General features: G+C 70.6%; 24 protein-coding genes. 12 read left to right on the forward strand and 12 right to left on the reverse strand.

All coding sequences use genetic code 11. The features are described from left to right. Positions 1–29 precede the first annotated feature (29 nt). The 4 genes from EDF46_RS18545 (at position 30) to EDF46_RS11330 (ending at position 2,388) form a co-directional block, all read left to right on the forward strand. Positions 30–419, forward strand: coding sequence for a hypothetical protein (locus tag EDF46_RS18545; RefSeq protein ID WP_199738263.1), 390 nt, complete (start codon positions 30–32; stop codon positions 417–419). Between the two features lie 86 nt (positions 420–505). Then, positions 506–694, forward strand: a complete 189-nt coding sequence (locus EDF46_RS11320) for a DUF1508 domain-containing protein (protein WP_123506366.1) — start codon at positions 506–508, stop codon at positions 692–694. A gap of 76 nt (positions 695–770) precedes the next feature. Next, positions 771–1,391: a DUF4166 domain-containing protein gene (locus tag EDF46_RS11325; protein WP_123506367.1), complete on the forward strand. Its 621-nt coding sequence runs from the start codon at positions 771–773 to the stop codon at positions 1,389–1,391. A gap of 19 nt (positions 1,392–1,410) precedes the next feature. After that, a complete protein-coding gene (locus EDF46_RS11330) occupies positions 1,411–2,388 on the forward strand; it encodes an epimerase (protein ID WP_123506368.1) in 978 nt (325 codons plus the stop codon). A 203-nt stretch (positions 2,389–2,591) separates the two neighbouring features. Here EDF46_RS11330 and EDF46_RS11335 read toward each other — a convergent pair whose 3' ends face one another. Further along, the gene (locus EDF46_RS11335; protein WP_123506369.1) at positions 2,592–3,812 is read right to left on the reverse strand and encodes a GAF domain-containing protein; all 1,221 of its coding nucleotides are present in this window, start codon (positions 3,810–3,812) and stop codon (positions 2,592–2,594) included. Between the two features lie 157 nt (positions 3,813–3,969). Between EDF46_RS11335 and EDF46_RS11340 the strand changes: the two genes are divergently transcribed. The 5 genes from EDF46_RS11340 (at position 3,970) to EDF46_RS11360 (ending at position 8,894) form a co-directional block, all read left to right on the forward strand. Continuing rightward, the gene (locus tag EDF46_RS11340) at positions 3,970–5,004 is read left to right on the forward strand and encodes a permease (protein ID WP_123506370.1); all 1,035 of its coding nucleotides are present in this window, start codon (positions 3,970–3,972) and stop codon (positions 5,002–5,004) included. Beyond that, positions 4,997–5,764, forward strand: coding sequence for a TIGR03943 family protein (locus EDF46_RS11345; RefSeq protein WP_123506371.1), 768 nt, complete (start codon positions 4,997–4,999; stop codon positions 5,762–5,764). Before EDF46_RS11340 ends, EDF46_RS11345 begins: the two co-directional genes overlap by 8 nt. Continuing rightward, on the forward strand, positions 5,745–6,812 hold the full coding sequence (locus EDF46_RS11350) for a hypothetical protein (RefSeq protein ID WP_123506372.1): 1,068 nt from the start codon (positions 5,745–5,747) through the stop codon (positions 6,810–6,812). Before EDF46_RS11345 ends, EDF46_RS11350 begins: the two co-directional genes overlap by 20 nt. Positions 6,813–6,980: 168 nt before the next feature. Next, positions 6,981–7,628 carry a GntR family transcriptional regulator gene (locus tag EDF46_RS11355; RefSeq protein ID WP_123506373.1) on the forward strand — a complete coding sequence of 216 codons (648 nt, stop codon included), beginning with the start codon at positions 6,981–6,983 and terminating at the stop codon, positions 7,626–7,628. Positions 7,629–7,655: 27 nt separating this feature from the next. Further along, on the forward strand, positions 7,656–8,894 hold the full coding sequence (locus EDF46_RS11360) for an alpha-hydroxy acid oxidase (protein ID WP_123506374.1): 1,239 nt from the start codon (positions 7,656–7,658) through the stop codon (positions 8,892–8,894). Between the two features lie 97 nt (positions 8,895–8,991). On the opposite strand, the gene EDF46_RS11365 is transcribed toward EDF46_RS11360, so the two are convergent. Genes EDF46_RS11365 through EDF46_RS11385 form a run of 5 tightly spaced genes read right to left on the reverse strand, consistent with a single transcriptional unit; the run spans position 8,992 to position 15,439 of the window. After that, entirely contained in the window at positions 8,992–10,491 is a 1,500-nt protein-coding gene (locus EDF46_RS11365) for a rhamnulokinase family protein (RefSeq protein ID WP_123506552.1), read from the reverse strand. Positions 10,492–10,505: 14 nt separating this feature from the next. Then, entirely contained in the window at positions 10,506–12,572 is a 2,067-nt protein-coding gene (locus EDF46_RS11370) for a bifunctional aldolase/short-chain dehydrogenase (RefSeq protein WP_123506375.1), read from the reverse strand. 4 nt (positions 12,573–12,576) lie between these two features. Next, positions 12,577–13,743 (reverse strand): L-rhamnose isomerase, encoded by a 1,167-nt coding sequence (gene rhaI / locus EDF46_RS11375; RefSeq protein ID WP_123506376.1) that lies wholly within the window; start codon positions 13,741–13,743, stop codon positions 12,577–12,579. Next, positions 13,740–14,114: an L-rhamnose mutarotase gene (locus tag EDF46_RS11380; protein ID WP_123506377.1), complete on the reverse strand. Its 375-nt coding sequence runs from the start codon at positions 14,112–14,114 to the stop codon at positions 13,740–13,742. Before EDF46_RS11380 ends, rhaI begins: the two co-directional genes overlap by 4 nt. Continuing rightward, positions 14,111–15,439, reverse strand: coding sequence for an MFS transporter (locus EDF46_RS11385; protein WP_199738264.1), 1,329 nt, complete (start codon positions 15,437–15,439; stop codon positions 14,111–14,113). The genes EDF46_RS11380 and EDF46_RS11385 overlap by 4 nt, the downstream gene beginning before the upstream one ends. A gap of 170 nt (positions 15,440–15,609) precedes the next feature. Here EDF46_RS11385 and EDF46_RS11390 point away from each other — a divergent pair, with 170 nt between their 5' ends. Then, positions 15,610–16,614, forward strand: a complete 1,005-nt coding sequence (locus EDF46_RS11390; RefSeq protein ID WP_370454092.1) for a LacI family DNA-binding transcriptional regulator — start codon at positions 15,610–15,612, stop codon at positions 16,612–16,614. A gap of 2 nt (positions 16,615–16,616) precedes the next feature. Here the strand turns inward: EDF46_RS11390 and EDF46_RS11395 are convergent, their stop codons facing one another. From EDF46_RS11395 to EDF46_RS11420, 6 genes are all read right to left on the reverse strand, one after another. Then, the gene (locus EDF46_RS11395) at positions 16,617–17,228 is read right to left on the reverse strand and encodes a TetR/AcrR family transcriptional regulator (protein ID WP_123506378.1); all 612 of its coding nucleotides are present in this window, start codon (positions 17,226–17,228) and stop codon (positions 16,617–16,619) included. A gap of 72 nt (positions 17,229–17,300) precedes the next feature. Then, the gene (locus EDF46_RS11400; protein ID WP_123506379.1) at positions 17,301–19,763 is read right to left on the reverse strand and encodes a beta-glucosidase; all 2,463 of its coding nucleotides are present in this window, start codon (positions 19,761–19,763) and stop codon (positions 17,301–17,303) included. 50 nt (positions 19,764–19,813) lie between these two features. Then, complete coding sequence (locus tag EDF46_RS11405) at positions 19,814–20,707, reverse strand: ABC transporter ATP-binding protein (RefSeq protein ID WP_123506380.1); 894 nt, start codon at positions 20,705–20,707, stop codon at positions 19,814–19,816. Then, positions 20,704–22,554, reverse strand: coding sequence for a dipeptide/oligopeptide/nickel ABC transporter permease/ATP-binding protein (locus EDF46_RS11410; protein WP_233579999.1), 1,851 nt, complete (start codon positions 22,552–22,554; stop codon positions 20,704–20,706). Before EDF46_RS11410 ends, EDF46_RS11405 begins: the two co-directional genes overlap by 4 nt. Beyond that, positions 22,551–23,492: an ABC transporter permease gene (locus EDF46_RS11415; RefSeq protein WP_123506381.1), complete on the reverse strand. Its 942-nt coding sequence runs from the start codon at positions 23,490–23,492 to the stop codon at positions 22,551–22,553. Before EDF46_RS11415 ends, EDF46_RS11410 begins: the two co-directional genes overlap by 4 nt. 95 nt (positions 23,493–23,587) lie before the next feature. Then, positions 23,588–25,117 (reverse strand): ABC transporter substrate-binding protein, encoded by a 1,530-nt coding sequence (locus tag EDF46_RS11420; protein ID WP_158614225.1) that lies wholly within the window; start codon positions 25,115–25,117, stop codon positions 23,588–23,590. A gap of 173 nt (positions 25,118–25,290) precedes the next feature. On the opposite strand from EDF46_RS11420, the gene EDF46_RS11425 reads away from it, so the two are divergent. Beyond that, complete coding sequence (locus EDF46_RS11425) at positions 25,291–25,716, forward strand: MarR family winged helix-turn-helix transcriptional regulator (protein WP_123506383.1); 426 nt, start codon at positions 25,291–25,293, stop codon at positions 25,714–25,716. A 4-nt stretch (positions 25,717–25,720) separates the two neighbouring features. Further along, on the forward strand, positions 25,721–26,989 hold the full coding sequence (locus tag EDF46_RS11430; RefSeq protein WP_123506384.1) for an MFS transporter: 1,269 nt from the start codon (positions 25,721–25,723) through the stop codon (positions 26,987–26,989). The last annotated feature ends 11 nt before the right edge of the window (positions 26,990–27,000 follow it).

Consider the following 27,000-nt stretch of genomic DNA (forward strand, 5'->3'; position numbering starts at 1 on the left):
CCCCGTACATGTAGATGACTTGGAGTCCCATGCCGTTCGAACAGAAGTACACGCCGGAGACGCGCGAGGCTTCGCTGGCCCGCGTCCTCGAGCGCCGCGAGGCCGAGCCGGGCAACCGCGCGATCATCCGCGAGACCGCCGAGGAGTTCGAGGTCGGCGAGCAGTCGCTCCGCGGCTGGATCCGGGTCCACGAGAAGTTGACGACGCCGGAGCCCGAGGCTGCTCCGGAGGCGGCCGCCGCTGCCGACGAGCCTGCTCCCGAAGCTGTCGCCGCGCCCGAGGCGCCCGTGCGCCGCGGCCGTCCGCCGGCCAGCGCGGCTGCCGACTCCCGGGTGGCCGAGCTCGAGGCCGAGGTCGCCAAGCTCCGCCGCGATCGCGAGACTCTCAAGAGCGCTCTGGCCGTCCTGCTCTCGGAGTAGTTCTGCTCCTTCCGATGCACCCCCGCCGGCCCTAGGCTGAGGCCAGCCGGCCACGGCGGTCGGTGAGATCGTCCGAGAGGTGCGCCATGGCCAGCAAGTTCGTCCTCACCAGATCCGACTCCGGCGCGTTCCACTTCACCCTCGTGGCCTCCAACGGCGAGGTCATCGCGTCGTCAGAGATGTACTCGACGAAGGGCGGCGCTCAGAACGGCATCGACTCGGTACGCCGGGCGGCCGCCGACGCCATCGTCGATGACCAGACCGGGTCGAACTGAGCGGCTTCTGACCGCTGACTCTCGACGCCGAAGGACGCCTGCGCCACTCGAGCTCCCGCAGCGCTACCGTCGGGGCATGGCGTCGCCCTACGAGATGGTCCTGGGAGCCGAGCTCGGTGCGCTGCACCCGCGGCTTCGGGCGTACTTCGGCGCGATCCCGGACGGGTCCGTCGGGCGCGGCCACGGGGTGTTCGACGCCGTCGGGACGCCGCGGCGGTGGCTGTGGCCCGTGCTGGCGCTGCTCGGCCTCGAGGGCGTCGCCTTCCCGGTCTGGGCGACGGACGTCCCGTTCGATGTCGAGAACCGGCCGATCCGGCTGGCCGACGGCACGATCGGGGTGGCTGCCGTGCGGACGTTCCACCTGCCCGGCCGCACGCGGCGCATGGTCGACGCGATCACGGCCGAGGCGCGTGGGCTCGTCGACCACCTCGGCCCGCACGGCCTGGTGAGTGCCGACCTGGAGGCCGGCGTGCGGGATGGCGCGCTGACGATGCGCAGCGTCGGCGTGGGGGTCGGAGGGGGACGCGCGCGCCTCGAGTTCCTGCGCCCTCTTGCACCGACGGTGGTGCTGACCGAGCGCTTCGACGACGACCGCGAGCAGCAGCACGTGTCGATCGTGCTGACGATGCCGATCATCGGAAAGATCTACGAGTACAGCGGGTATTTCGAGTACGCCGTGGTACCGGAAACGTCATAGCAACGGGGGATCTATTTACATGAGCACATATCGAGAACGTATCGTCATCGCGGGCGCGTCGGGCTTCATCGGGCGGCACCTCGCCGAGGTGTACCGCAGCCGCGGCGCCGACGTGAAGCTGATCGGCCGATCCGGTCCGGATGCGCGCTGGGGCGACACGGCGGCCATCACGCGGCTCGTCGACGGTGCCGACCTCGTCGTCAACATGGCCGGCAAGAGCGTCAACTGCCGGTACGACGAGGAGAACCGGAGCGAGATCCTGCAGTCGCGAATCGACACCACCCTCGAGCTCGCTGAGGCGATCCGCGCCGCCGCCACGCCTCCGCCCCTCTGGCTGAACTCGTCGACCGCCACGATCTACCGCCATGCCGAAGACCGCCCGATGACCGAGGCGACCGGAGACATCGGATCAGGCTTCTCGGTGTCGATCGCCACGACCTGGGAGTCCGCGTTCTTCTCGGGTGACCTGCCGGGCACCAGACGCGTCGCCCTGCGCATGGCCATCGTGCTCGGCGACGGCAGCGCGCTCGTGCCCCTGATCAACCTCGCCCGGTTCGGCCTCGGCGGCCCGCAGATCGACGGCCGCTGGCCCGCGTCGGCGGCGCGGACGAAGGCCGGCACCCACCACGCGTTCGGCGCGAGCCGGGGCCGCCAGAAGTTCAGCTGGGTGCACATCGACGACGTCGTCGGGAGCATCGACTTCGTTCGCGACCACGCCGACATCGACGGGGTCGTCAACGTGTCGTCGCCGAACCCCAGCGACAACCGCTCGATGATGCGCGATCTCCGCCACGCGCTGGGCGTGCGCCTCGGCCTGCCGGCGACGCGATGGATGCTGGAACTCGGGTCTGCCGCGATCCGCACCGAGGTGGAGCTCGTGCTGAAGAGCCGGTGGGTCGTCCCGGAGAGGCTTCAGCAGGCCGGGTACCGGTTCGAGTACCCGTACCTCGACGTGGCGCTCAAGGCGATCATCGCGGAGCGGGCGGCGGCTTCGTAGAGGTCGCGGGTCGCGCGCCTGGCCCCGAGTCGCGAGGTGGCCCGCGCCGTCGGGTCCGAGCCGCCGCCGCGACGCCCCGGGCCATCTCGTGGAGTCGGGGCGGTGCGGGCGCGGGCGGCACCTCTCGCGAGGTGGCCCGCGCCGTCGGGTCCGAGCCGCCGCCGCGACGCCCTGGGCCATCTCGCCGCGGGCCCGCCCACGGCTCACACCCCGACGGGCTCCGGCATCGCCAGCTCACGCTGCACCGACAGGGCGAGCTCGCGCAGCAGCACGAGGTCGACGCTGTCGGCGGTGCGCGGATTCGGGTCGGTGACGCACAGGGCGCCGATGCGGACGCCGTCGGGAGTCTCGACGGGGTGCCCCGCGTAGAAGCGCACGGCCGGGTGCGTGACGAAGCGGTCGTCGTGCCAGACATCGGGCACCACGAACGGCACGCCGCTGGTGATGGTCACGGCGCACATGGCCCCCCGGAGCGGGACCTCGGTCATGCCGACGCCCGAGTACGACTTGTTGAAGAGGCGGTCCTCGTCGACGATCGAGAACGCCGCGCCGGCCGTTCCGAGCAGGATGCGGGCGCGCTCGGTGATGTCGTCGAAGCGCTTCTCGGGCGGGGTGTCGAGGATTCCGAGCGAGCGGATCGCGGCGAGGCGCAGGTCGTCGCTCTGCGGCTGGTTGCGGTTGCCGCGAGCCGTGCGGCCTCGCACGACGTGCTGGTCGAGGAGCGGCGCGAGCAGGTCGGCGTGCGCGGCGGCCCACAGCCGGAACCCGGCTGCGGCACGACTGCCGGCCCCGGTGCCGTGCGCCGGCCCGTCGAACACGGGCAGCTCGGGCGGCACCACGAAGTGGATGCGCTCGCGCTCCTCGCACAGGTGGCGCGACACGCGGTCGAGCTGCGCGGCGTGACGATCGACGATGCCGCCCTCCCTGACGCTGAAGGCGGGGATGGAGCTGGGGCGGTGGATTCCGACGACGAGAATCTCGGCGTTCTCGTGCGCGTGCGCCTGGATCGTGTCGAGCAGCTCGGCGAGGCCGCGCTTCCAGCGGGTCGGCGACACCAGGCGGAGGGCGTCGCTCACGCCGAGGATCACGACGATCGCATCGTAGATTCCGAGGCGCTCGGTGGGGAGGGCCGACGCCGCCGACTCGATGGTGAGCTTCGGGTCGGCGACCGCGTCGACGTCGACGCCGCGGCCGGTGTGCGCCGAGATCTTCCGCGCGAGCTGGCCGGGCAGCGCGAGGTCGTGGCTGCGGACGCCCCAGCCGACGGCGGCGCCGTTACCGAAGACGAGGATGCGGTCGGGGTCGATTCCGGGGGCGTGCGCGCGAGGCGCATCGTCGGGTCGCGGCATGGAGAGGCGTCCGCCGACGGCGCCGTAGCGGCTGCGGAGGAACGGGAGGACCGCGTGATGAAGGATCGACTGCACGGTTCACACTGTCCTCGCCACGACAGGTGTCGATCAATCCCCACTAGGGGAGTCCGCACATGTGCGGACCCGGCCCCGCCCCACCGCGCCGCACCAGGCGAAAGTGAGCCGCGTGTTGCGACCGGGGCCGAGCGGCGCTGACGGCTACCGTCGGGGCGTGACCACCACCGAGGCGCACCGCGAGCACGCGCACGGCACCCGCGCGGCCGGCGGGCGGCTGCTGGTGGCGGGGGTGGGCGCGATCGTCGTCATCGCGCTGGCGCGGATCGGGACGGCGACGCTTCCGGCCGGGATCCTGCCCGACCGCCTGCAGGACTTCGTGACGCTGACGGTGAGCGTCGTCGTGGAGTCGATGCCGTTCGTCGTGCTCGGGATCCTGCTGTCGATCGTCGTCCAGGTGTGGCTGCCGGCGGGGTTCTTCGCCGCGTGGCTGCCCCGCAACCCGATGGCGCGTCGGGCAGTCGTGTCGCTGCTGGGGGTGCTCCTGCCGGTATGCGAGTGCGGCAACGTGCCGCTGGCGAGGGGGCTGGTCGCCAAGGGGTTCTCGGTGTCCGATTCGATGACCTTCTTGATCGCGGCTCCGATCGTCAACCCGATCACCATCGTGACGACGTACCAGGCGTTCGGCTGGAGCGACGGGATCCTGGTGTCGCGCATCGTCGGCGGCTTCCTGGTCGCGAACCTGCTCGGCTGGCTGTACTCGAAGCACCGCGACCAGGACGCCCTGCTGACGACGGCGTTCGCGCGCGAGTGCCGGATGCCCGCCGGGAGCCACGACGGCCACTCGCACTCGCGGGTGGGGTCGTCGGCGGGGCTGTTCCGGCGCGAGATGACGACCATGCTGCCGGCGCTCCTCGTCGGCGCGGCGGTAGCCGGAGGCGTGCAGACCCTGGTGCCTCGCAGCGTCCTCCTGACCCTCGGATCGAATCCGGTGTGGTCGATCCTGGCGATGATGGCGCTCGCGTTCGTGATCTCGATCTGCTCGAACGTCGACGCCTTCTTCGTGCTGCCGTTCGCCTCGACCTTCCTGCCGGGCTCGATCGTCGCCTTCCTGGTGTTCGGGCCGATCGTCGACATCAAGATGCTGACGCTGCTGCGCACCACGTACCGCCCGGCGGTGCTGGCGCAGATCGGCGTGGTCGTGGGGCTCGTGGCAGCGGTGCTCGGCCTGGTGGTGAACCAGATTGCGTAGCCGCAGGAACTGGCCCGGCCTCGCCCTCACCCTCGTGATCGGCACTGCGACCCTGTGGCTCGCCGCCACCGGTCAGCTCGTCCTCTACATCCACCCGCGCTACGTCGTCTTCACCGTCGTCATGACGCTCTGCGGCATGGGGCTCGCCCTCGTGGCGCTGGCCCGCAGCGGCGACTCCGACGAGCAGGACGAGCACGCCGCAGCCGACGGCGGCGGGGCCGGCGCCGCCGACCTCCCGAGATCCCGCCGCCCCTCCCCCGTCGCACTCGGCGCCGCCCTCGTCGTCACCCTCGTCGCCGTCGCCCTCGTGGTCCTGCCGCCCGCCGTCCTGAGCAGCGCCACCGCCTCCACCCGCGGCCTGGGCGCCGCCGTCACGACGACCGGGAGCGTCCGCACCGACGGCGCCACGACGAAGTACACCGTGCTCGACTGGGCGTCGAAGCTCCGCGCCTCGACCGACATCGGGTCGTACGAGAACGAGAGCGTCGACGTCACCGGGTTCGTGAGCCCGTCGCCCGACGATCCCGACGACACCTTCTACGTGACCCGCTTCGTCATCACCTGCTGCGCCGTCGACGCGCAGCCGGTCGGCGTGCCCGTGTACGCGCCGGCCTGGAAGGACTCCCTCGAGGCGAACCAGTGGGTGCGCATCCAGGGGGCGTTCGCCACGAACCCGAGCGCCGCGTCGTCGGCCACGATCGCGCTCGTCCCGCGCGCCGTCTCGAAGATCGACCAGCCGCATGACCCGTACCTCTACTGAGCCGCGCACCGACGAGGCTCCGTCGAACCGCTCGTTCGTGCGGACCTTCGCGGTCACGATCGCCGTGCTCGCCCTGCTCTGCGCGGGCCTCGTCGCCGTCGCGCACAGCCAGGGGCCGAGGCTGAGCGAGACGATCGTCGACGGCCGGGCCGTCACGCTGCGGGCCGACCAGCAGGCGCGGGTCTTCCTCGACGAGTCGGTCGCGACGGTGAGGGCGGAGCAGGTGGCCGTGTCGCCGGCGGCCCGCTTCGCCGTGACCACGCAGGGCACGGTGGTGGCCGTGCAGTTCCTGCACCGGTTGGACTACGACACCCGGTACCGGGTGACCATCCGCGGCGTCACGAGCGTGTTCGGCTCGCGCGCGACGACGATCTCGACGGAGTTCACGACCGGCAGGGCTCAGGTGCTGACACTCGACCGGAATCCGGCGGGGCAGGATCGCATCGTCCGCGCCTCCGTGAACGCCGTCGGCCGCTCGGTCGTCTACCAGGCGCGGCGGATCCAGGCGTACGCGCCGATCGGCTCCGACCTGGTCGTCGTCTCAGACGACCGCCGCACGTCGCGGATCACCGTCGTCTCGAGCGACGGGACGACCGAAGACCTCCTGCTGCCCGGCCCGGGGCTGGTCACCGGATTCGCGCTCGACGCGCCCACGGGAGTGCTCGTGTTCCGGTTCACGGCGCGGGGCACGGCGACGAAGCTGTACACGATCTCGCTCACCGGAGTCCACACGTCGGCGCCCTACGAGGGCTCGACGCTGCCCGCGGACGACGCGAGCCAGGGCGCGGCGCCGAGCCTGGCGGCCGACTCGCGCTCCGTCGTCGTGAGCGGGCGGACCGTCTACACGGCCCCGAAGGGCGCCCGGCTGTCGCAGCTCGGGTCGTCGCCGAACGGGCAGTTCGTCACGGTCGTCAGCGCCCCCGCGAGCGCCGCCTCCGACCGCTCCACGATCGATCCGGCGCCGGTGGGAGCGACCACCCTCGTCGTCGACCGCTCGTCGGGCGCCGTCGTGGCGAGCTTCGCCGGGTCGAGCCTGCGCTGGGGCTGACGGCGCCCGCTGCCGGCTGTCAGCTGCCGGATGCCAGACACCGCCAGGCCCGCCGAATCGGCTCGGCCCCGCCGCCTTTCTGGCGTGTTCGAGCCGCAAAAGAGGGCGCAGGAACTCGAGGCGGTCACCGCCCGCAGATTGTCTAGCAATCTGCTAGATTGCCTGGCAATGGACAGAGACGTATCGATCGCGCGCGTACCGGCCTCGGTGGCCGAGTCGCTGCGCTCCGAAGTGCTCGCCGTGCGCATCCGACCCGGCGACGCCGTGACCGAGGCGTCCGTCGCGAGCCGGTTCGACGTCTCGCGGCCCACGGCGAGGCTGGCCATCGACCAGCTCGTGAACGCGGGCCTGCTGCGCCGCGAGGCCAACCGCGGCGCGCGCGTGCCGGCACTGAGCCGCGCCGACATCGTCGACCTGTACGACAACCGCGCGCTCGTGGAGGGCGCCGCTCTTCGGGCGCTCGCCGAGGGTGGGGCAGTTCCTGCCGATGCGGTCTTCCACAACCGCGCCCTCGCGGACGCTCCTGACGAGGCGCCGTTCGCCGCCGACGACATCGCCTTTCATCGGGCGCTCGTCACGGGACAGTCGAGCCCGCGACTGAGCCGCATGCACGAGAGCCTCATGGGCGAGATCGAGCTCTGCATCGGGCAGGTCGCCGCGAACTCCCTCTGGCGCCCGGCCGACATCGCGGCCCAGCACGCCCGGGTGCTCGACGCCGTCGTGGCCGGCGACCCCGAGCTCGCCTCCCGCCTCGTGCGCGAGCACATCCTGACCTCGCGCGATCGCCTCATCGATCACGTCGACCGCACCCGCTGACACCACCCACACCCTGGAGGCACCGCAATGACGCAGCGACAAGTTCCGAAGCCCAGAGAGCTCCTCGAGTACATGCAGTTCAAGAAGCCCGACCTCGACTTCAAGCGCAGCCGCCTGCAGTCGGCTCTGACGATCGCCGATCTCCGCACGATCGCGAAGCGCCGCACCCCGAAGGCGGCGTTCGACTACACCGACGGCTCGGCCGAGGGCGAGATCTCGATCAGCCGCGCCCGGCAGGCGTTCGAAGACGTGGAGTTCCACCCGCAGGTGCTCCGCGACGTCGCCGACGTCGACACCACGACGACCACCTTCGGCGCCGCCTCCGCGCTGCCGTTCGGCATCGCCCCGACGGGCTTCACCCGCCTGATGCAGACCGAGGGCGAGACCGCCGGGGCCGGGGCCGCGGGTGCCGCCGGCATCCCCTTCACCCTGTCGACCCTCGGCACGACCTCGATCGAGAACGTCAAGGCCGCCAACCCGACCGGCACCAACTGGTTCCAGCTCTACGTGATGCGCCAGCGCGAGATCTCGTACGGCCTGGTCGAGCGCGCCGCCGCCTCCGGCTTCGGCACCCTCTTCTTCACCGTCGACACTCCCGTGGCCGGTGCCCGCCTCCGCGACAAGCGCAACGGCTTCTCGATCCCACCCCAGCTCACGCCCGGCACCGTCCTGAATGCGATCCCCCGCCCGTGGTGGTGGTTCGACTTCCTCACCACGCCCAAGCTGGAGTTCGCCTCGCTCGCCTCCACCGGCGGCACCGTCGGCGAGCTGCTCGACTCGGCGATGGACCCCACGATCGACTTCGACGACCTCAAGATCATCCGCGACATGTGGCCGGGCAAGCTCGCGATCAAGGGCGTGCAGAGCGTGGAGGACGCGAAGAAGTTCGCCGACTTCGGGGTCGACGGCATCGTGCTGTCCAACCACGGCGGGCGTCAGCTCGACCGCGCGCCGATCCCGTTCCACCTGCTGCCCGAGGTCGTGAAGGAGGTCGGGAGCGACGTCGAGGTCGTCGTCGACACCGGCATCATGAACGGCGCCGACATCGTGGCGTCGATCGCGCTCGGCGCCAGCTTCACGCTCGTCGGGCGCGCCTACCTCTACGGCCTCATGGCCGGCGGCCGCGCCGGGGTCGACCGCATGATCGCGATCCTCTCCGACGAGATCCGCCGCACGATGAAGCTGCTCGGGGCGCACTCGCTCGAGGAGCTCACGCCCGCGCACGTGACGCAGCTCGAGCGCTTGGCGCCCCGCGCGCGCAGCTGACGCCGGGGCGGCGCCGGCTCGACCCCCGCGATCGTCCTATCCGACAGCCCGCGGACTGACGGATAGGCCGACACGGAGGGTTCAGCCGCCAGAGGCTTCAGCGGGCAGCCGCAGCAGCAGCAGCCGCAGCCGCAGCCGACGGCTCGTACCGCACCGGCGGGAACGCCTGCCGCACGAGGTCACGCAGCGCCTCCAACGACGACCCTGCCGGCACCAGCCCGGCAGCCAGCGCCTGCACCAGCACGTTGCCGATAGCGGTGGCCTCGACGGGCCCGGCGAGTACCGTGCGTCCGGTGCGGTCGGCGGTCAGCCGGCAGAGCAGCTCGTTCTGCGAGCCGCCGCCCACGACGTGCACCGTCGTGATGGTGCGCCCCGAGAGCCGTTCCGCCTCATCGAGCGTCGCCGCATACGCAGCCGCCAGCGACTCGAGGATGCTGCGGACCACCTCGGCGCGCGTGGTCGGCGCCGCGATTCCGTGCTCCTCGCACCAGCCTCGGATCCGCGCCGGCATGTCGCCGGGCGCGGTGAAGCGGTCGTCCGACGCGTCGAACACGGCGACCGGCCCGGTGACCTCGGCCGCGGCGGCGAGGAGCGACGCGAGGTCGCTCGACCGCGTGGCGTCCGTGCCCGCGGCGGCATCCCAGGTGCGCATCGACTCGCTCAGCAGCCAGAGCCCCGAGATGTTCTTCAAGAAGCGGATCCGCCCGAAGGCGCCGCCCTCGTTCGTGAAGTTCGCGGCACGCGCGGCCTCCGTGATGACGGGCCGCTCGAGCTCCAGCCCGACGAGCGACCAGGTGCCGCTCGAGATGTAGGCCGCGTGCTCGTCGGCGAGCGGCACCCCGACGACCGCCGAGGCGGTGTCGTGCGAGCCGACGGCTGTGACCGGGATCTCCCGGCCGCCGGCCATCGACGCCGCGAGCTCCGGTGTGAGGGCGCCGATCGCCGTGCCCGGGTCGACCAGCGGCGCGAACAGCGACGTCGGCAGCCCCAGCGTGTCGAACAGCTCGGCATCCCACTCGCCGGTCTCGGCGGCGAGGAGCCCCGTCGTCGACGCGTTGGTGCGCTCGGTCACGTCGACGCCGGTCAGCCAGTGCCCGATCAGGTCGGGCACCAGCAGCGCCCGATCGGCGAGCGGCAGCACCCCTGCCTCCCGGTCTGCCGCCAGCTGGAAGACCGTGTTGAACGGAAGGTGCGCGAGGCCCGTCCGCCGGTACAGCTCGTCGGCCGGCACGGCCCGGTGCACCGCCGCGACGCCCGCTTCCGAGCGCGCGTCGCGGTAGTGGTACGGCACGCCCAGCAGGCGTCCCCCGCGCTGCAGGCCGTAGTCGACCGCCCACGAGTCCACCCCGATGGAGGCGAGCGCAGGAACTCCGGCCACCGCCTTCGCGAGCCCCTCCTCGATGGCCGCCCACAGCCCGAGCACATCCCAGTGGAGCGACGCCGCGCCGGGGCCTTCGGTGAGGCGCACCGGGCGGTTGGGGAAGCGCGCGACGTGCTGCAGCCGCAGCCCGTGCGCCCCGATGTGCCCGAGGATGACCCGGCCGCTGGTCGCACCGAGGTCGACCGCGGCCACCGAGCCGCCCGAGGGGGTCGTCATCCCCGACCGCGTCGTCATCTCAGGAAGGCTGCGGCCACCCCGGCGTCGACCGGGATGTGCAGGCCGGTCGTGTGCGACAGGTCGCCGGCGGTGAGCACGAACACGGCGTTGGCGACGTGCTCGGGCAGGACCTCGCGCTTCAGCAGGGTGCGCTGCGCGTAGTAGGCGCCGAGCTCCTCTTCGGGCACGCCGTAGACCGCTGCGCGCTTGGCGCCCCAGCCGCCGGCGAAGATGCCCGAGCCGCGGACGACGCCGTCGGGGTTGATGCCGTTGACCTTGACCCCGTACTCGCCGAGCTCGGCCGCGAGCAGGCGCACCTGATGCGCCTGGTCGGCCTTCGTCGCGGAGTACGCGATGTTGTTCGGGCCGGCGAACACCGAGTTCTTCGACGAGATGTAGATGATGTCGCCGCCGAGCTCCTGGTCGATCAGCACCTTCGCCGCCGCCCGGGAGACGAGGAACGACCCCTTCGCCATCACGTCGTGCTGGAGGTCCCAGTCGGCGACCGTCGTCTCGAGCAGCGACTTCGACAGCGAGAGGCCGGCGTTGTTGACGACGAGGTCGAGGCCGCCGAAGGCCAGGAGGACCTCCTGGATGCCGGCCGCGATGTCGTGCTCGGAGGTCACGTTCGCCTGGACTCCGATCGCGACGTCGGTCGATCCGAGCTCGGCGGCCGCGGCCTGGGCCTTGGCGAGGTCGAGGTCGGCGATGACGACGCAGGCGCCCTCCTCGGCCAGTCGGGTCGCGATCGCCTTGCCGATGCCGGACGCCGCGCCGGTGACCAGCGCGATACGGGTGGCCAGCGGCTTGGGCGCCGGGCGGCGCTGCAGCTTCGCCTCTTCCAGAGCCCAGTACTCGATCCGGAACTTCTCGGACTCGTCGATCGGGGCGTACGTCGAGATCGCCTCGGCTCCGCGCATCACGTTGATCGCGTTGAGGTAGAACTCCCCCGCTACGCGGGCGGTCTGCTTGTCGGCGCCGTACGAGAACATCCCGACGCCCGGGATCAGGACGATCGCAGGATCCTGCCCGCGGATCGCCGGCGAGTCCGGCGTCGCGTGACGGTCGTAGTAGGCCTGGTAGTCGGCGCGGTACTCGGCGTGCAGCTCCTTCAGGCGCGCGAACGACTCGTCGAGCGTCGCGGACGCCGGGAGGTCGAGCACGAGCGGCTTGACCTTGGTGCGGAGGAAGTGGTCGGGGCACGACGTGCCGAGGGCGGCGAGACGCGGGTGCTCCGAGGAGCGCAGGAACTCGAGCACCTCGGGAGCATCGGTGAAGTGGCCGACCTGCGGGTGGTCGGTTGAGACGAGACCGCGGAGGGCCGGCGCGAGGGCGGCCGCACGGGTTCGGCGGAGTTCCTGCGCCAGATCGGCGTAGCCGTCGAGCTCGGGGCCGAACGGCTCGGGGCGTCCGTGCTCGGCGATGTAGGCGGCGGCGGTCTCGATGATCCAGAGCGAGTTCGCCTCGGCCTCGTCGGAGGTGTCGGCCCAGGCCGTGATGCCGTGGCCGCCGAGGATCGTGCCGATCGCCTGCGGGTTGGCCTCCTTGATGGCGGCGATGTCTTCGCCGAGCTGCCACCCCGGCCGACGCCACGGCACCCAGACGACCCGGTCGCCGAAGATCTGCTTCGTGAGCGCCTCGCCGTCGGCGGAGGTCGCGATGGCGATCCCCGAGTCGGGGTGGAGGTGGTCGACGTGCGCCGCGTCGACCAGGCCGTGCATGGCCGTGTCGATCGACGGCGCCGCGCCGCCCTTGCCATGGAGGGCGTAGTCGAAGGCGGCGACCATGTCGTCTTCGGAGTCCACGCCTCGATAGACGGAGCGGAGCGAGCGCAGCCGGTCGAGCCGGAGCACCGCCAGGCCCTTCTCGGCGAGGGTGCCGAGGTCGCCGCCCGAGCCCTTCACCCAGAGCAGCTCGACCGGCTCGCCCGTGACCGGGTCGACGGCCGTGCCCTTGGCAGAGGTGTTGCCGCCGGCGTAGTTGGTGTTCGCCGGGTCGGAGCCCAGGCGGTTGGAGCGCGCGATCAGGTCGGCGGCGGTCGTGGTGGTGCCCGTCGTGCTGTCGGGTGTGGTCGTCGTCATGGCCTCAGGCGCTCCAGCTCAGCTGCTTGCCGCCGACGCGCTCGGCGGCGATCTTCTCGGCGTGGCCGGACTCGGCGTACGCCCTCATCGGGTTGGCGGGCAGGCCTCGCGATTCACGCCACTCGGCGAGTGCCGGGCGGACGTCGGTGTAGAAGGCGTCCATCAGGATGCCATTGGCGCCGAGCACGTCGTGCGATGCCTGCGCTGCGGCGAGGGCGACGCGGTCGACGAGCAGGGCGCGGGCCGTCATCTCCTGGACGTTGAGCACGGAGCGCATCTGGCCGGGGATCTTGTCTTCGACGTTGTGGCACTGGTCGAGCATGAACGCGACGGGCGAGTCGGGCTCGAGGCCGCCGCCCTGGATCACCTCGAACAGGATCCGGAAGAGCTGGAACGGGTCGGCGGCGCCCACGATCAGGTCGTCGTCGGCGTAGAAGCGCGAGTTGAAGTCGAACGAGCCGAGCTTGCCGAGGCGCAGCAGCTGCATGACGATGAACTCGATGTTGGTACCGGGCGCGTGGTGGCCCGTGTCGAGGCAGGTGTAGGCCTTCGGGCCGAGGGCGCTCACCTGGGCGAAGCTGGTGCCCCAGTCGGGAACGTCGGTGTGATAGAACGCCGGCTCGAAGAACTTGTACTCGAGCACGAGGCGCTGCTCGTCGCCGAGCTGCGAGTAGATCTCGGCGAGGCTTGCGGCGAGGTTGTCCTGGCGGGTGCGGAGGCTGTCCTGGCCGGGGTAGTTGGTGCCGTCGGCCAGCCAGATCTTCAGGTCGCGCGATCCTGTCTCGGTCATGATCTCGAGGCAGCGGAGGTGGTGGTCGATCGCACGGCGGCGGACTGCCGGGTCGGAGTGCGCGAGGGAGCCGAACTTGTACTCCTCGTCTTGGAAGGTGTTCGAGTTGACCGTGCCGAGGCTGACGCCCAGCGACTCGGCGTGCGCCTTGAGTGCCGACCAGTCGTCGACGAGGTCCCACGGGATGTGCAGCGCCACGCTCGGCGCGAGTCCGGTGAGCTCGTTCACGGTGGCGGCGTCGGCGATCTTCTCCTCGGGGCTGCGCGGGGTGCCCGGCGTGCCGAAGACCTTGAAGCGCGTGCCCGAGTTGCCGAACGCCCAGGACGGCAGCTCGATGGCCTGCCGCTCGAGGGTGGAGGTGATGTCAGCGAAGGTTGTCATGCGCTTTCTCCTTGGTGCGAAGACGGGGTGGATGGGATGAGTGCGGCGAGCTGGTCTTCGAGGTGGAAGACCTCGGCGAGTTCGGTGGCGGTCTGGTCGGCACGGCCGTCGAGGCCGTCGAAGAGGTCGCCCATGTGGCGCTCCCAGGTCGCGGCGACCTCGGAGTGCGCGAGGTAGCGGTCGGCCTCGAGCACCGAGTCGACCTCGTAGTAGCCGACGAGCAGGCCGTCCGGGTCGAGGAAGAGCGAGTAGTTGCGGCGGCCGGCACGCTCGATCTCACGGAGCATGTCGGGCCACACCGCCTCGTGCCGAGCGCGGTACTCGGGGATGCGCTCGGGTGCGACCCGCAGCCGGAAGCACACGCGGGTCATCGTCGGCTCCCGGCGCGGTCGCGGATCGGGCGGACGGTGCCGGTCTCGGTGGTCGCCGTGCCGTAGCGCTCGGCCTCGATCTCGTCCAGCGTCTTGCCGCGGGTGTCCGGCGCCCAGATCGTGCCGACGAGGAACGACACGGCGAGCAGGCCGATGATGAGGCCGCCGAGCGCCTGGAGGCCGATGTCGGCGAGCAGCAGCGGGAACCAGATGCTGAGCAGGCCCACGGCGACGCGGGCGGCGAGGAACAGCACGCCCTGCGCGCTGGCGCGGTAGCGGGTGGCGAAGAGCTCGCTCGTCCAGAGACCGTAGAAGGCCTGCGCGCCGATGCCCGACGAGATGCCCCAGGCGATGGCGAAGAAGAGGAGCGTGCCGAGGTTCGCGGGTGCGTAGATGAGGGCGGCCCAGGCGATGATCGCGAGAGCGGCTCCGATGGCGAAGAGCACCCGGCGGCTCATCCGGTCGGCGAACCGCATGAAGCCGAAGTAGGTGACGGCGACCGTGCACGCCCAGACGAGGATCTGCAGGAGGTACTGCTCGGTCACGCTCGTGACGCCGGTGGCGCTGTAGACGCGGGGCTGGAAGATGCCCGCCTGGCCCGCCACGGTGTTCCAGAGCGCGTAGACGCCGAAGAGGAAGAGGAGCGCCGTGAGGTTCTTCCTGTTGGTGAAGAGCAGCTTGAACCCGCTGAAGAAGGGGGCGGTGGCGGTCGTCTTCGCTCGCTCCTCCTTCCAGAGGGTCGACTCGGGGAGGCCTCGTCGCAGCCACCAGACGACGGCCGCGACGACGAAGAGGTGCGCGAAGATCAGGCGGCTGCCGAGGAGGCCGAGGGGCGCCGCCGCGATGGCGAGGGCGAAGCCGACCATCGGGCCGACCGACCAGGCGAGCTGGGCGGTGCCGACGTGGGCGGCGCGCTTGCCGGGAGGGGCCTGCTCGGCGATGTAGGTCCATGACGCCGGGACACCGGCGCCGACGGCGATGCCGGTGAGGATGAAGCCGATCAGCAGCATGGCGTAGCTGCCGGCGAAGACGGCCAGCACGATGCCGAGCATGTAGAGCAGCAGGTCGTAGGTGTAGATGAACTTGCGGCCGTAGCGGTCGCAGAGCGGCCCGCCGATGATGGCGCCGGCGGCCGCGCCGAACGCGTTGGCGCTGAGGCTCGCGAGCAGGCCGACCGCGAGGTCGCCGATGTGGAACTGGGCCTGCCAGAGCGCGAGGCTGGTCGCGATCGCGATGATCGACCCCGACTCGATGTAGTTCGACATGGCGACCGAGACGGTCGCCTTCCAGCCGGTGGTACTGGTGCTTCCGATTCGGACCGTCATCGGCCCCTCCGTCCATCGTCGTTGACAGTTCACGGGTTGTGGCCCGGGGCGGTCGCCCCGGGAGCTCGGGTTCGATCCGCTGCTGTTCACGACGGCAGTTGAATCGTTTCATAACCATAGCCGCCGACAGGGTTCGCCGCAATCGCGAATCGTGCCCTACGCTCACAGCCATGATGGAGTCCGCGAGCGTCCGCGACGTGGCCGCGCTCGCGCAGGTCTCCGTCGGCACGGTCTCGAACGTGCTCAACCACCCCGAGAAGGTGTCCGAGACCACGGTGTCCCGAGTGCAGAGCGCGATCCGCGAGCTCGGCTTCATCCGCAACGACGCCGCGCGCCAGCTCCGCGCCGGCCACAGCAACGCGATCGGCCTCGTGATCCTCGACGTCACCAACCCGTTCTTCACCGACGTCGCCCGCGGTGCCCAGCAGCACGCCGCCTCGTTCGGCAAGTCCGTGATCCTCGGCTCCAGCGACGAGAAGCCCGACCTCGAGCGCTCGTACCTCGACCTCTTCGAAGAGCAGCGGGTGCTGGGCGTGCTCCTCTCCCCCGTCGGCGAGGTGACGTCCCGGCTCGAGCGGCTGCGGTCGCGGGGCATCCCGGCCGTCCTCGTCGACCGGATCATCCCCGATGCCGTGGCGAGCTCTGTGTCGGTCGACGACGTCGCCGGGGGCCGCCTCGCGGTGCGGCACCTCATCGAGCAGGGGGCGAGCCGGGTGGCCTTCGTCGGCGGGCCCTTCGGCATCCGGCAGGTCTCCGACCGTGCGGCCGGCGCCTCGACTGTGGCGCAGGAACTCGGCGTCCCCCTCGAGATCATCGCCACCGACGCGCTGTCGATCCCGGAGGGGCGCCGCGTCGCGTCGGAGCTCCTCGTCCGCGAGCCGGCCCGGCGCCCCGACGCGGTCTTCGCCGCCAACGACCTCGTGGCCATCGGCCTTCTGCAGACGTTCTTCGCCGCCGGGGTGGCTGTGCCGCGTGACATCGCCGTGATCGGCTACGACGACATCGGCTTCGCCGCGACGGCCGTCGTGCCGCTGTCGTCGATCAGCCAGCCGAGCGCGCTCATCGGCCGCACCGCCATCGACCTGGTGCTCGCCGAGGCGGCGTCAGGCGACCCGGCCGACCGGCAGGCGATCGTGTTCCAGCCGGAGCTGGTGGTGCGGGACAGCACGGCGTAGGGCTACGGCTCCAGCGGCACTGTCATGAGCGACTGCAGGTAGCGGCGCACCTCGACGCCCATGTCGACCGAGTCCGAGTCGAGCAGCCACTGCACCTGGAGGCCGTCCATCAGGGCGATGAGCGCACGAGCCGACCCCGCAGGGTCGACGCCGTCGACGAGCTGCCCGGTGCGCTGCATGACTTCGAGGGAGGTCGTGACCATGCCGACGCTCCACTGATAGCGGTTCACGAAGTACGCGTGCGCGGGATGCTCGGCGGAGGTCGCCTCCGCCGACAGCACGCAGTGCAGCTCGACGAGGCCCCGGATCGTGGCGTTGTAGTCGGTCAGCTCGGCGAGGCCGCGGATCGTCTCGATCCCGGCGTCGACGTCGAGCGGCACGCGACTCCGGGCGTCCTCGTCTCGGAGCTCGAGGACACCGGCGAGCAGGTCGCTCTTCGAGGGGAAGTGGTGGAGCAGGCCGGCCTGGCTCATGCCGACCCGGTCGGAGATCTCGCGGATGGAGCCGGAGCGGTAGCCGGAGCTCGCGAACACCGCGAATCCTGCCATCAGGATCTCTCGGCGACGCTGGGCCGTCTTCGCGTATGCGCCGCGCTGCGCCCCGGGGACGGACATGTCGTGATCCTATGCGAGAAGAGAGGGGGCCCACCGCCCCGGACGGCCGATCGGCGCGTCCGGGGCGGTGTCTCAGGAGGAGATGACGAGCGTCTGCGTCAGGGGCAGGTCGACGACCGACGCGCCCACGTGCAGCTCGAACTCGCCGGGCTCCTGGTGCCAGCCGCCCTGCCAGTCGGCGAGGAGGCGCACCGGGAACTCGACCGTGGCCGTCTCGGTGGCGCCCGCGTCGACGACGACGGGAGCGAAGCCGACGAGCCAGCGCACCGGGCGCTCGATCGCCGAATCGGTCTTCGAGGCGTAGACCTGGACGACCTGCTTGCCGCGGCGCTCCCCCGTGTTCGCGACGTCGACGGTGACCGTGACGGTGTCGCCGACGGCAGCGGTCGAGGTGGCCGCCGCATTCGAGAGCTCGAACGTCGTGTAGCCGAGGCCGAACCCGAACGGGAAGGCGGGCTCCGTGCCAGCGCGGAGCCAGGCGCGGTAGCCGATGTGAATGCCCTCGTCGTAGTGGAGCGCGCCGGCCTCGGGGGTGACGTCGATCACGGGGACGTCCGCGAGCGCGGCCGGCCAGGTGGTGGGGAGGCGACCGCCGGGCTCGGAGTCGCCCGAGAGCACGTCGGCCAGGGCGTTGCCGATCTCCTGGCCGCCGAAGTAGCCGATCACGACGGCGGCGACCTCGTCGCGCCACGGCAGGAGCACCGGGGCGCCCGAGTTCACGACCACGACGGTGCGCGGGTTCGCCGCGACGACGGCGCGGACGAGGTCGTCCTGACGGCCCGGAAGGTCGAGGTTCGATCGGTCGTAGCCCTCGGACTCCACGCGCGAGTTGGTGCCGACGACGACCACGGCAACCTCGGCCGCGGCGGCCGCTTCCGCTGCCTCGGCGATCAGGGCCTCGGGGTCGTCGTCGTTCGGCTCGATGCCGAAGGCGAACGACATGGCGTTGCCGAGGGCGCCGGCGTCGCGCTGGGTCAGGTCGACGCGGATCGTGACGGCGATGCTCTCGCCCTCGGTGACCGCGACGGGCACCGAGCGCGTCGGCGGCGACAGGAAGGCCGCGCCCAGGTCGGTGCCCTCGGGCACGACGGTGGCGTGGAGCACCTCGACGCCGTCGACGACGATCGTGGCGGTGCCGGCCGCGGCGAAGCCGAGCTTGATGGTGCCGGTGGCGGTCGGCGTGTAGACCGTCGACAGCTGGAGCGTGGACGACTCCGCGATCGGGGCGTCGCCGCCGAACCAGACCAGCGCCGTCGCCAGGCGGTCCTCGCCGAAGAGCTCGACGTCGTCGGCGTCGAGGAAGGCCGCACGGAGGCCCGGACCACCCGAGACGGGGTTGGCGATGGTCTCGCGGGCGAGCTCGGCGATGCCCTCCTGCACGACCGCGCCGACGGAGTAGGTGATGCGGTCGGCGCCGAAGCGGCTCCGGAGCCCCTCGAGCGGCGACACCACGTGCTCGGGCAGCACGGTCGCGCTGCCGCCGCCCTGGCTCCGGGCGAACTCGGCGTTGTGGCCGATGACGGCGATGCTGGCGGGGACCGCGTCGGCCCAGGGCAGCTCGTCACGGTTGACGAGCAGCACGCTGCCGGCCGCCGCCGCCTCGCGGGCGAAGGCGATGCCGTCTTCGACGAGGGCGGGCTCGGCCACCGCCGGGTCGAAGCCCTCGAGGGCGCCGACCCGCTGGGCGAGGCGCAGGATCCGCAGGACCTTGCGATCCACCGCCTCCTCCGCGATCTCGCCGGCTCGGACCGCGGCGACCAGCGCTTCGCCCCACGGGCCGTCGGGCCCGGGCATGACGATGTCCTGCGACGCCTTCGCGCTCTCGAGGCTGCGCACGGCGGTCCAGTCGCTGATGACCGCTCCGTCGAAGCCCCACTCGGTGGCGAGCGGGGTCTCGAGCAGCTCGTTCTCGGTGGCGGTGACTCCGTTGATCGAGTTGTAGGCGCTCATGATCGCCCAGGTCTTCGACTCGGTGACGGCCTTCTCGAAGGCGAGCAAGTAGAGCTCGCGGAGCGGACGCTCGGCGACGTTCACATCGACGGTGAAGCGGTCGGTCTCGGAGTCGTTGGCGACGTAGTGCTTGGGGGTCGCGGCGACGCCGTTCTCCTGCATGCCGTCGACATACGAGGCGGCGAGCTCGGCCGTCAGCACCGGGTCTTCCGAGAACGCCTCGAAGTGCCGGCCGCCGAGGGGCGAGCGGTGCAGGTTGATGGTGGGTCCGAGCACCACGTCGACGCCCTTGCGGCGGGCCTCGACGGCGGCGGCGGCACCGTAGCGCGCGGCGATCGCGGTGTCCCACGACGAAGAGACCACGGTGGCCGACGGCAGGTTCAGCGACGGCGAGCGCTCGTCCCACACCTCGCCGCGGACGCCCGACGGGCCGTCCGACATGAGCAGGCGACGCAGCCCGATCTTCTGGATCGGCCAGGTGGTCCAGAAGTCGCGCCCCGTGAGGAGCTGGACCTTCTCTTCGAGGGTGAGCGAATCGAGCAGGGGCTGGAGCCGTGCGTCGATGGTCGCCAGGGTGTCCGTCATCGTTGAGCCGTTCTGGTGGTGTTCGGGAAGAGGTGAGGTGAGAGGAACGGCTACGCCACGGCGCCGGCCTGCAGGTCGGCCTCGCGCTGCTCCAGCTCGAGCCGTCGTCGCTCGGCGCGGCGCTGCTCCTGTCGCACGGGGTCCGGCACGGGTGCCGCGAGGAAGAGGCGCTGCGTGTAGGGGTGCTCCGGGCGGGCTGTGACCTGATCGCCGTCGCCCCATTCCACGATCTCGCCGTGGTACATGACCGCGACGCGGTGGCTCAGGTGACGCACGACCTCGAGGTCGTGCGAGACGAAGAGGTAGGCGACGCCGGTGCGTTCCTGGATCTCCTTGAACAGCTCGAGCACGCGGGCCTGGGTCGACAGGTCGAGCGCCGAGACGGGCTCGTCGCAGACGATGAGGCGCGGGTCGAGGGCGAGAGCGCGGGCGATCGCGATGCGCTGGCGCTGACCGCCCGAGAACTCGCGGGGAAGGCGGTCGACGGAGCCGCTCGGCAGGCCGACCTGGTCGAGCAGTTCGCGGACACGCTTCCCGGCCTCCTTGGCCGGAACGTTCCGCACGGTGAGCGGCTCGGCGAGGATCTGCTCGATCGTCAGCGACGGGTTGAGCGAGGTGTACGGATCCTGGAAGACGACCTGGATCTCGCTCGAGAGAGCGCGACGGGCCTTGCGGCCGAGCTGCGAGATCTCCTGCGAGCGGTAGGTGATGCTGCCGCCGGTGACCGGGGCGAGCCCGAGCACAGCGCGACCCAGGGTGGTCTTGCCCGAGCCCGACTCGCCGACGAGGCCGACGGTCTCACCGGGTCGGATGTCGAGCGACACGCCCTTCAGCGCCCGGAACGGCTCCTTGCGGAAGCCCTTGATCGGGTAGTCGACCGTGACGTCCTTGACGTCGAGCAGGGTGGAGACGAGGGGCTTCTCCGACACGGCTGAGGTGCTCATAGGACGACTCCTTTGTTGATGTTCGACGGCAGGAATACCGATTCGGTCATGATCGGAACGAGGTCGGGCTCCTTGAGCTCACCTCGGGGCGGTCCCTCCTCGAGGATCGCATCGAACAGGGCCCGGGTGTACTCGTGCTGCGGGTTCGCGAAGAGGGAGCGGACGGGCCCGGTCTCGACGATCCGGCCGTTCCGCATCACCGAGACGCGGTCGCACAGGTCGGCGACGACGCCGAAGTTGTGCGTGACCAGGATGACGCCCATCTGGAGCTCCCGCTGCAGGTCGCGCAGGAGGTCGAGCACCTCGGCCTGCACCGTCACGTCGAGAGCCGTGGTCGGCTCGTCGGCGATCAGGAGGTCGGGATCGCATGAGATCGCTCCCGCGATGAGGACCCGCTGGGCCATGCCGCCCGACACCTCGTGCGGGTACGCCGTGAAAGTGCGCTCCGGGTTGGGGATCCCGACCCGGGTGAGGAGGCCGATCGCCTTGGCCTTCGCCTCGTCTTTCGACAGCCCGAGGCTGTTGCGGATCGGCTCGACGAGCTGGTACCCGATCGTGAACGACGGGTCGAGGTTCGACATGGGCTCCTGCGGGATGTACGCGATCTTCTTTCCGCGGATCCCGAGGAGCTTCCTCTCGCTGGCATCGGCGAGGTCGACGCCCTCGAACGAGATGGCGCCGCCGACGACACGGCCGCCCTCGGGGAGCAGGCGCAGGACGGACCAGGCCGTCTGGGTCTTGCCGGATCCGGACTCGCCGATCAGGCCGTGGACCTCGCCGCGCTTGACGACCAGCGACACGTCGTGGACCACGCGCTTGACCGACCCGTCGGGCTGGTCGTAGCCGACTGCGAGCCGGTCGACGCGGAGGAGCTCCTCGCCGAAGCGACCCTCGGTGTCGGGGATCTCGTCGTGGACGATGATCGGCTCGGCCTCGGCCGGGGAGAGCTCCACGGCGCCGCGACGACGGCGCTTCCTGCCGCCCGAGCGCTCGAGCTCGTCGCGCATCGCGTTGGCGAGCAGCGTGAGGGCGACGCACGTGAGTGCGATCGCGAGGCTGGGCCAGATCATGAGCAGCGGGTTCGAGTAGATCTGCTGGAAGCCGTCCGACAGCATCGAGCCCCAGGTGGGGATCGAGGTGTCGCCGAGGCCGAGGAAGTCGAGGCCCGCCTGGATGGCGATCGCGATTCCGGTGATCATGGCGGCCTGGATGATGACGGGCGCCCGGACGACGGTCAGGATGTGGCGGCCGATGATGCGGGCGTCCGACAGACCGGAGACGCGTGCCGCGTCGACGTAGAGCTCGTTTCGCACGGCCGAGACCGCGGCGAAGACGAGGCGGAAGAAGGCCGGGCTGAGAAGCACGCCGAAGATGGCCATCGAGCCCCAGAGCGACGGGCCGAGGACGGACCGGGCTGCGAGCAGGACGACGATGCCGGGGAGGGCCATCAGCAGGCCGGTGAGCCAGGACGACACGGCGTTGAACCACTTGCCGTAGTAGCCGGCGATGAGGCCGCCGATGATTCCGAACACCGCGGCCACGGCGAGGGCCAGCATGGCGCCGAGGAGGCTGTAGCGGCTGGCGAAGAACAGGCGCGACAGCACGTCCTGCCCGGCGCTGTCCGCACCCAGCGGGTGGGCGCCGCCCGGCTTCGCGAGCACGGCGTTGATGTCGGCCGCATTCGGGTCCATCGGCGCGATGACGTTCGCGAAGATCGCCGTCAGGACGAGGAGTGCCAGCCAGATCAGCGAGCCGAGGCCGACCGGGTTCTTCGTGAGGCGACGGAAGAGCGATGTGCCGGTGGCCTTGGGGGCCTCGTCGGCGAGGACGGTGGGAAGCTCGATCACGACAGACGCACCTTCGGGTTGATAGCGCCCTGAGCCAGGTCGATGACCAGGTTCACGATGACGACGATGACTGCGGTGGCGAGGACGAGGCCCATCACCAGGGGGATGTCGCCCTGGCTGGTGGCGGTGACCGCCACCTGCCCGACGCCGGGGATGGCGAAGACCTGCTCGACGATGACCGCGCCGCCGAGGAGGCCGACGAACTGCACTGCCAGGACCGCGAGGGCCGGAGCGCCGGCGTTCCTGAGCACGTGCTTGAAGACGACGCTCGTGGTGGAGAGGCCGCGCGAGCGGAGCGTGCGGACGTAGTCCTGACGCAGGGCGTCGATCACCGAGCCGCGCACCTGCTGCGTGACGCCCGCCACGCCGCCGATCGCGAGGGCGATGACCGGCAGGGTCACGGTCTTGATCCACTCGGACGGGGAGTCCGAGAACGAGGTGTATCCCGTCGGAGCGAAGAGCTTGAGGTTGATCGCGAGCACCAGGACGAGCGCCAGCGCGATGAGGAAGCCGGGGATGCCGAACCCGAGGACGGAGAGGAACTGCACGATGCGGTCCACCCAGCCGCGGCGCGTGGCCGCCCAGACGCCGAGGACCACGGCGAACACCGCAGTGATGACGGTGGCGCCGATGACGAGGGTGAGCGTCACGCCGAGGCGGCTGGCGATGGCGTCGTTGACGGGCTGGCCGGTGAACCACGAGTCGCCGAAGCTGCCGTGGAGCGCATTGGTCAGCCAGTCGCCGAACTGGACGAGGATCGGCCGGTCCAGGCCGAGCTGGTGGTTCTTCTCAGCGACGCCCGCCTGTGTGGCGCTGTTGCCGAGGATCTTCCTGGCCACGTTGCCGCTGCCGGCATAGAGGAGGAAGAAGGCCACCGTCGTGATCACCACGACCAGGACGGCGCCGGCGAGAAGACGCCGGATGATGAAGGTCAGCATCGTTGGTTCCCTTGTGACTCGAGAAAGTGCGGAGGGGGTGGCGAGCCGGCGGGGAGTCCCGCCGGCTCGCCGAGGTGCGGTGCGGCGTCGGCCCGCTAGGACTTCGGCTTGATGTTGTAGAGGTACGGGTACGCGTTTCCGACCTGGACGATCGCGCTCGTCTTGGCGTCGGTGACGTACTCGCCCTTCGGGCGGAACCAGGGAGCGAACCAGGCCTGCTGGACGATGTAGGCGTTCAGCTCCTTGGTGGCCGCGGCGGCCTCGGACTCGGAGCCGCTCTGGATGGTCTTGCCCCACGCGACGACCTTGGGGTCGTTGTACTTGTAGGGGTTGAACGTGGCGGTCGGAAGCAGCTCGAAGTTCAGGATCTGCCACGCCGTGGGATCCTGCTGCAGCTGGAAGTAGGAGGACGTGTACTTCGGGGCGAGAACGTCGGCGATGAAGTTGTTGCCGGGGTCGGTGAACTTCACGGTGATGCCGATGGCCTTGAGCTGCTGCGCGAGCAGCGTGTAGGTGGCCGTTCCGAGGAGCGCCGAGCTCGGCTGCGAGAGCGTGAAGCCGTCGGCGTAACCGGCCTCCTTCATGAGCTCCTTGGCCTTCGTGGGGTTGTACGCGTAGGCGGAGTCGAGCGACTTGTCGTATCCGGGCGACGAGGTCGGGAAGATCTGGGTCGTCGTCGTGCCGTAGCCGTAGCCGACCGTCTTGAGGAGCGCCTTGGTGTCGAACGCGTAGTTGATCGCCTGACGGACCTTGACGTTTCCGAGGGGCTTGTCGACGGTGCCGCCGCGGTCGAACAGGATCAGACCGGCCCAGTTGTACTCCTGGTCGTTCAGCGTCCAGCCGGCCGCCTTGATCTGGTCGACGGTGGTGATGTCCGAGACGTTGGCGCCGTTGACCTGGCCACCGCGGATGGCGTTGAGCAGGGCGGTCGGCGTCGCGAAGTACTTCAGCACGAGCTTGGCGTAGTGCTGGTCCTGGGGAGCCCAGTAGTCGGGGTTCTTGGTGAACGCGTAGCTGGAGCCGACGACGGTGTTCTTCACGTCCATCGTGTAGGGGCCCGAGCCCACCGGAACGGTCTTGAGCGTCGAGCTCGTGAAGGCCGCGGGCGACTCGATCTGGCCGGCGTTCTGCGTCAGCGACGTGAGCAGAGCCGGATCGGGAGCCGTGAGGTCGATCTCGAGGGTCGAGGAGTCGACCGCCTTCGCGTCTTTCACGAGCGCCAGGAGCGACTTGTTCGCCGAGTCGCCGTCACGGAACCGAAGCACGTTCTGCGCGGCGGCAGAGGCGTCGAACTTGGTGCCGTCCGAGAACTTCACGTCGGTACGGAGGTCCATCGTGAGCTTGGTCTTGGAGGAGTCGTAGCTCCACTTGGTCGCCAGCCACGGCACGACCGTGCCGTCGGGGTCGGCGTGGACGAGTCCGTCGTAGACGGCCTGGCCGTAGGGCGACTCGTTCGCCCAGCTCATGCTCTGGGCGGCGAAGCTCGTCGCCGGGGCGAGAACGCCGAGCGTGAGAGTGCCGCTGCCGGAGTTGCTGCTGTCAGTGCTGCCTGAGTTCGACGAGCAGCCCGTCAGGGCCAGCCCGGCGACAACGGCGATCGCCGTCAGCGTCTTCCATCGGAACATCTTTGATCCTCGCTGGTCGGGTCGTTCCACCGTTGGAGCGACTCTGATCGAGGAAGCTAACACAAAAACCGAGCGGTACATAGGTTTTCGCACAAATTGGCGAACCGGTTATCCAACCGTGATCCTTCGCGAGAGTCTGGACGCTTTGCATAGGCCGGTTATATAGTTGGCTTATGCCTAGCCCCGTCACCACCCAGGACACGGCGCACGCCCTCGAGGCGGTCATCACCTGGCTCCGCGACTCGCGCGAGCCCGCCGACATGTCGAAGAGCGCCCTCAGCGTCCTGGCGCGCCTCGACGCGCTCGGCCCGCTTCGCATCACGGACCTCGCCGTGCGCGAGGGCATCACGCAGCCGGGCATGACCACGCTCGTCAATCGAATCGTCGGCCAGGGTCTCGCCGAGCGCCTCTCGGACCCCGACGACGGCCGGGCTGTGCTCGTCGCTCTGACCGGAGCCGGCGTCGCGCGGCTGACCGAGTACCGCGTCTCGCGGACCGCCACGATCGCGGCGCGACTCGAGCGCCTCGACCCCGAGTCGCAGCTCGCACTCACCCAGGCAACCGACGCCCTGCGCCGATTCGTCACAGAACAGGACTGATCACATGTCGCACCACTCCCCCGCCGGCCCCCACGAGAAGGCGCCGAGCCCCTTCAAGCAGCCGCGAGCGGTGTGGGCCGTCGCGTTCGCCTGCGTGGTCTCGTTCATGGGAATCGGCCTCGTCGACCCCATCCTCAAGACCCTCGCCGGCCAGCTGAGCGCGACCCCGTCGCAGGTCGAGCTGCTCTTCACCAGCTACCTCGTCGTCACTGCCGTCTGCATGCTCGGCACCGGCTGGATCTCGAGCCGAATCGGCGCAAAGCGCACCCTCATCGGCGGCCTCTCGATCATCGTCGTCTTCGCCGCCCTCGCCGGAGCCAGCGGCTCGATCGGCGAGATCGTCGGCTTCCGAGCCGGCTGGGGCCTCGGCAACGCGCTCTTCATCGCGACCTCGCTGTCGGTCATCGTCGGCTCGGCGAGCGGCGGCTTCGCCGGAGCGATCGTCCTCTACGAGAGCGCCCTCGGCGTCGGCATCGCGCTCGGCCCGCTGATCGGCGGCGTGCTCGGCTCGATCAGCTGGCGCGGGCCGTTCTTCGGCGTCTCGGCCCTGATGTTCATCGCCCTCCTCGCGACGGTCTTCCTCCTGCCGCCGCTCCCGAGACCGGCGCGCAAGCAGAAGCTCTCCGAGCCGCTCACGGCCCTCAAGCACAAGGCCCTGCGCACCACGAGCATCGTGGGCTTCCTCTACAACTGGGCCTTCTTCACGCTGCTCGGCTACTCGCCCTTCCTGATGGGCATCGACAGCCCGATCAAGCTCGGCTTCGTCTTCTGCGGCTGGGGCATCCTCGTCGCCGTCTTCGCCGTCTGGGGCGCGCCCTGGCTGCAGCGCCGGTTCGGCACCCCGAAGACGCTCTACGTCAACTTCGTGCTGATGGCCGTCGACCTCGCGGTCATCGGCATCGTCCCGTCGAACCACGTCGCGGTAATCGTCTGCGTGATCATCGCCGGCGCGTTCATCGGCGTGAACAACACGCTCGTGACCACGGCCGTGATGAGCATCTCGCCGGTCGAGCGCCCGGTCGCGAGCGCGACCTACGGCTTCGTCCGCTTCATCGGCGGCGGCATGGCGCCGTTCGTCGCCGGCATCCTGGCTGCCGCGTTCAGCGAGCACGTCCCCTTCCTGCTGGGCACGGCGACCCTGGTGGCCGCGGCGATCGTCCTGAGCACGGCGCACAAGGCGCTCACCGCAGCCGACCGCGGCGAGGAGGCGCTGCCCGCCACCGCCGAAGAGGAGCACCTCGCCGAGGCCGAGGCCGTCGGCAACGCCGACTGACGCCGAACCGG

The organism is Frondihabitans sp. PhB188 (genome assembly GCF_003752365.1).
Classification (GTDB): Bacteria; Actinomycetota; Actinomycetes; order Actinomycetales; family Microbacteriaceae; genus Frondihabitans.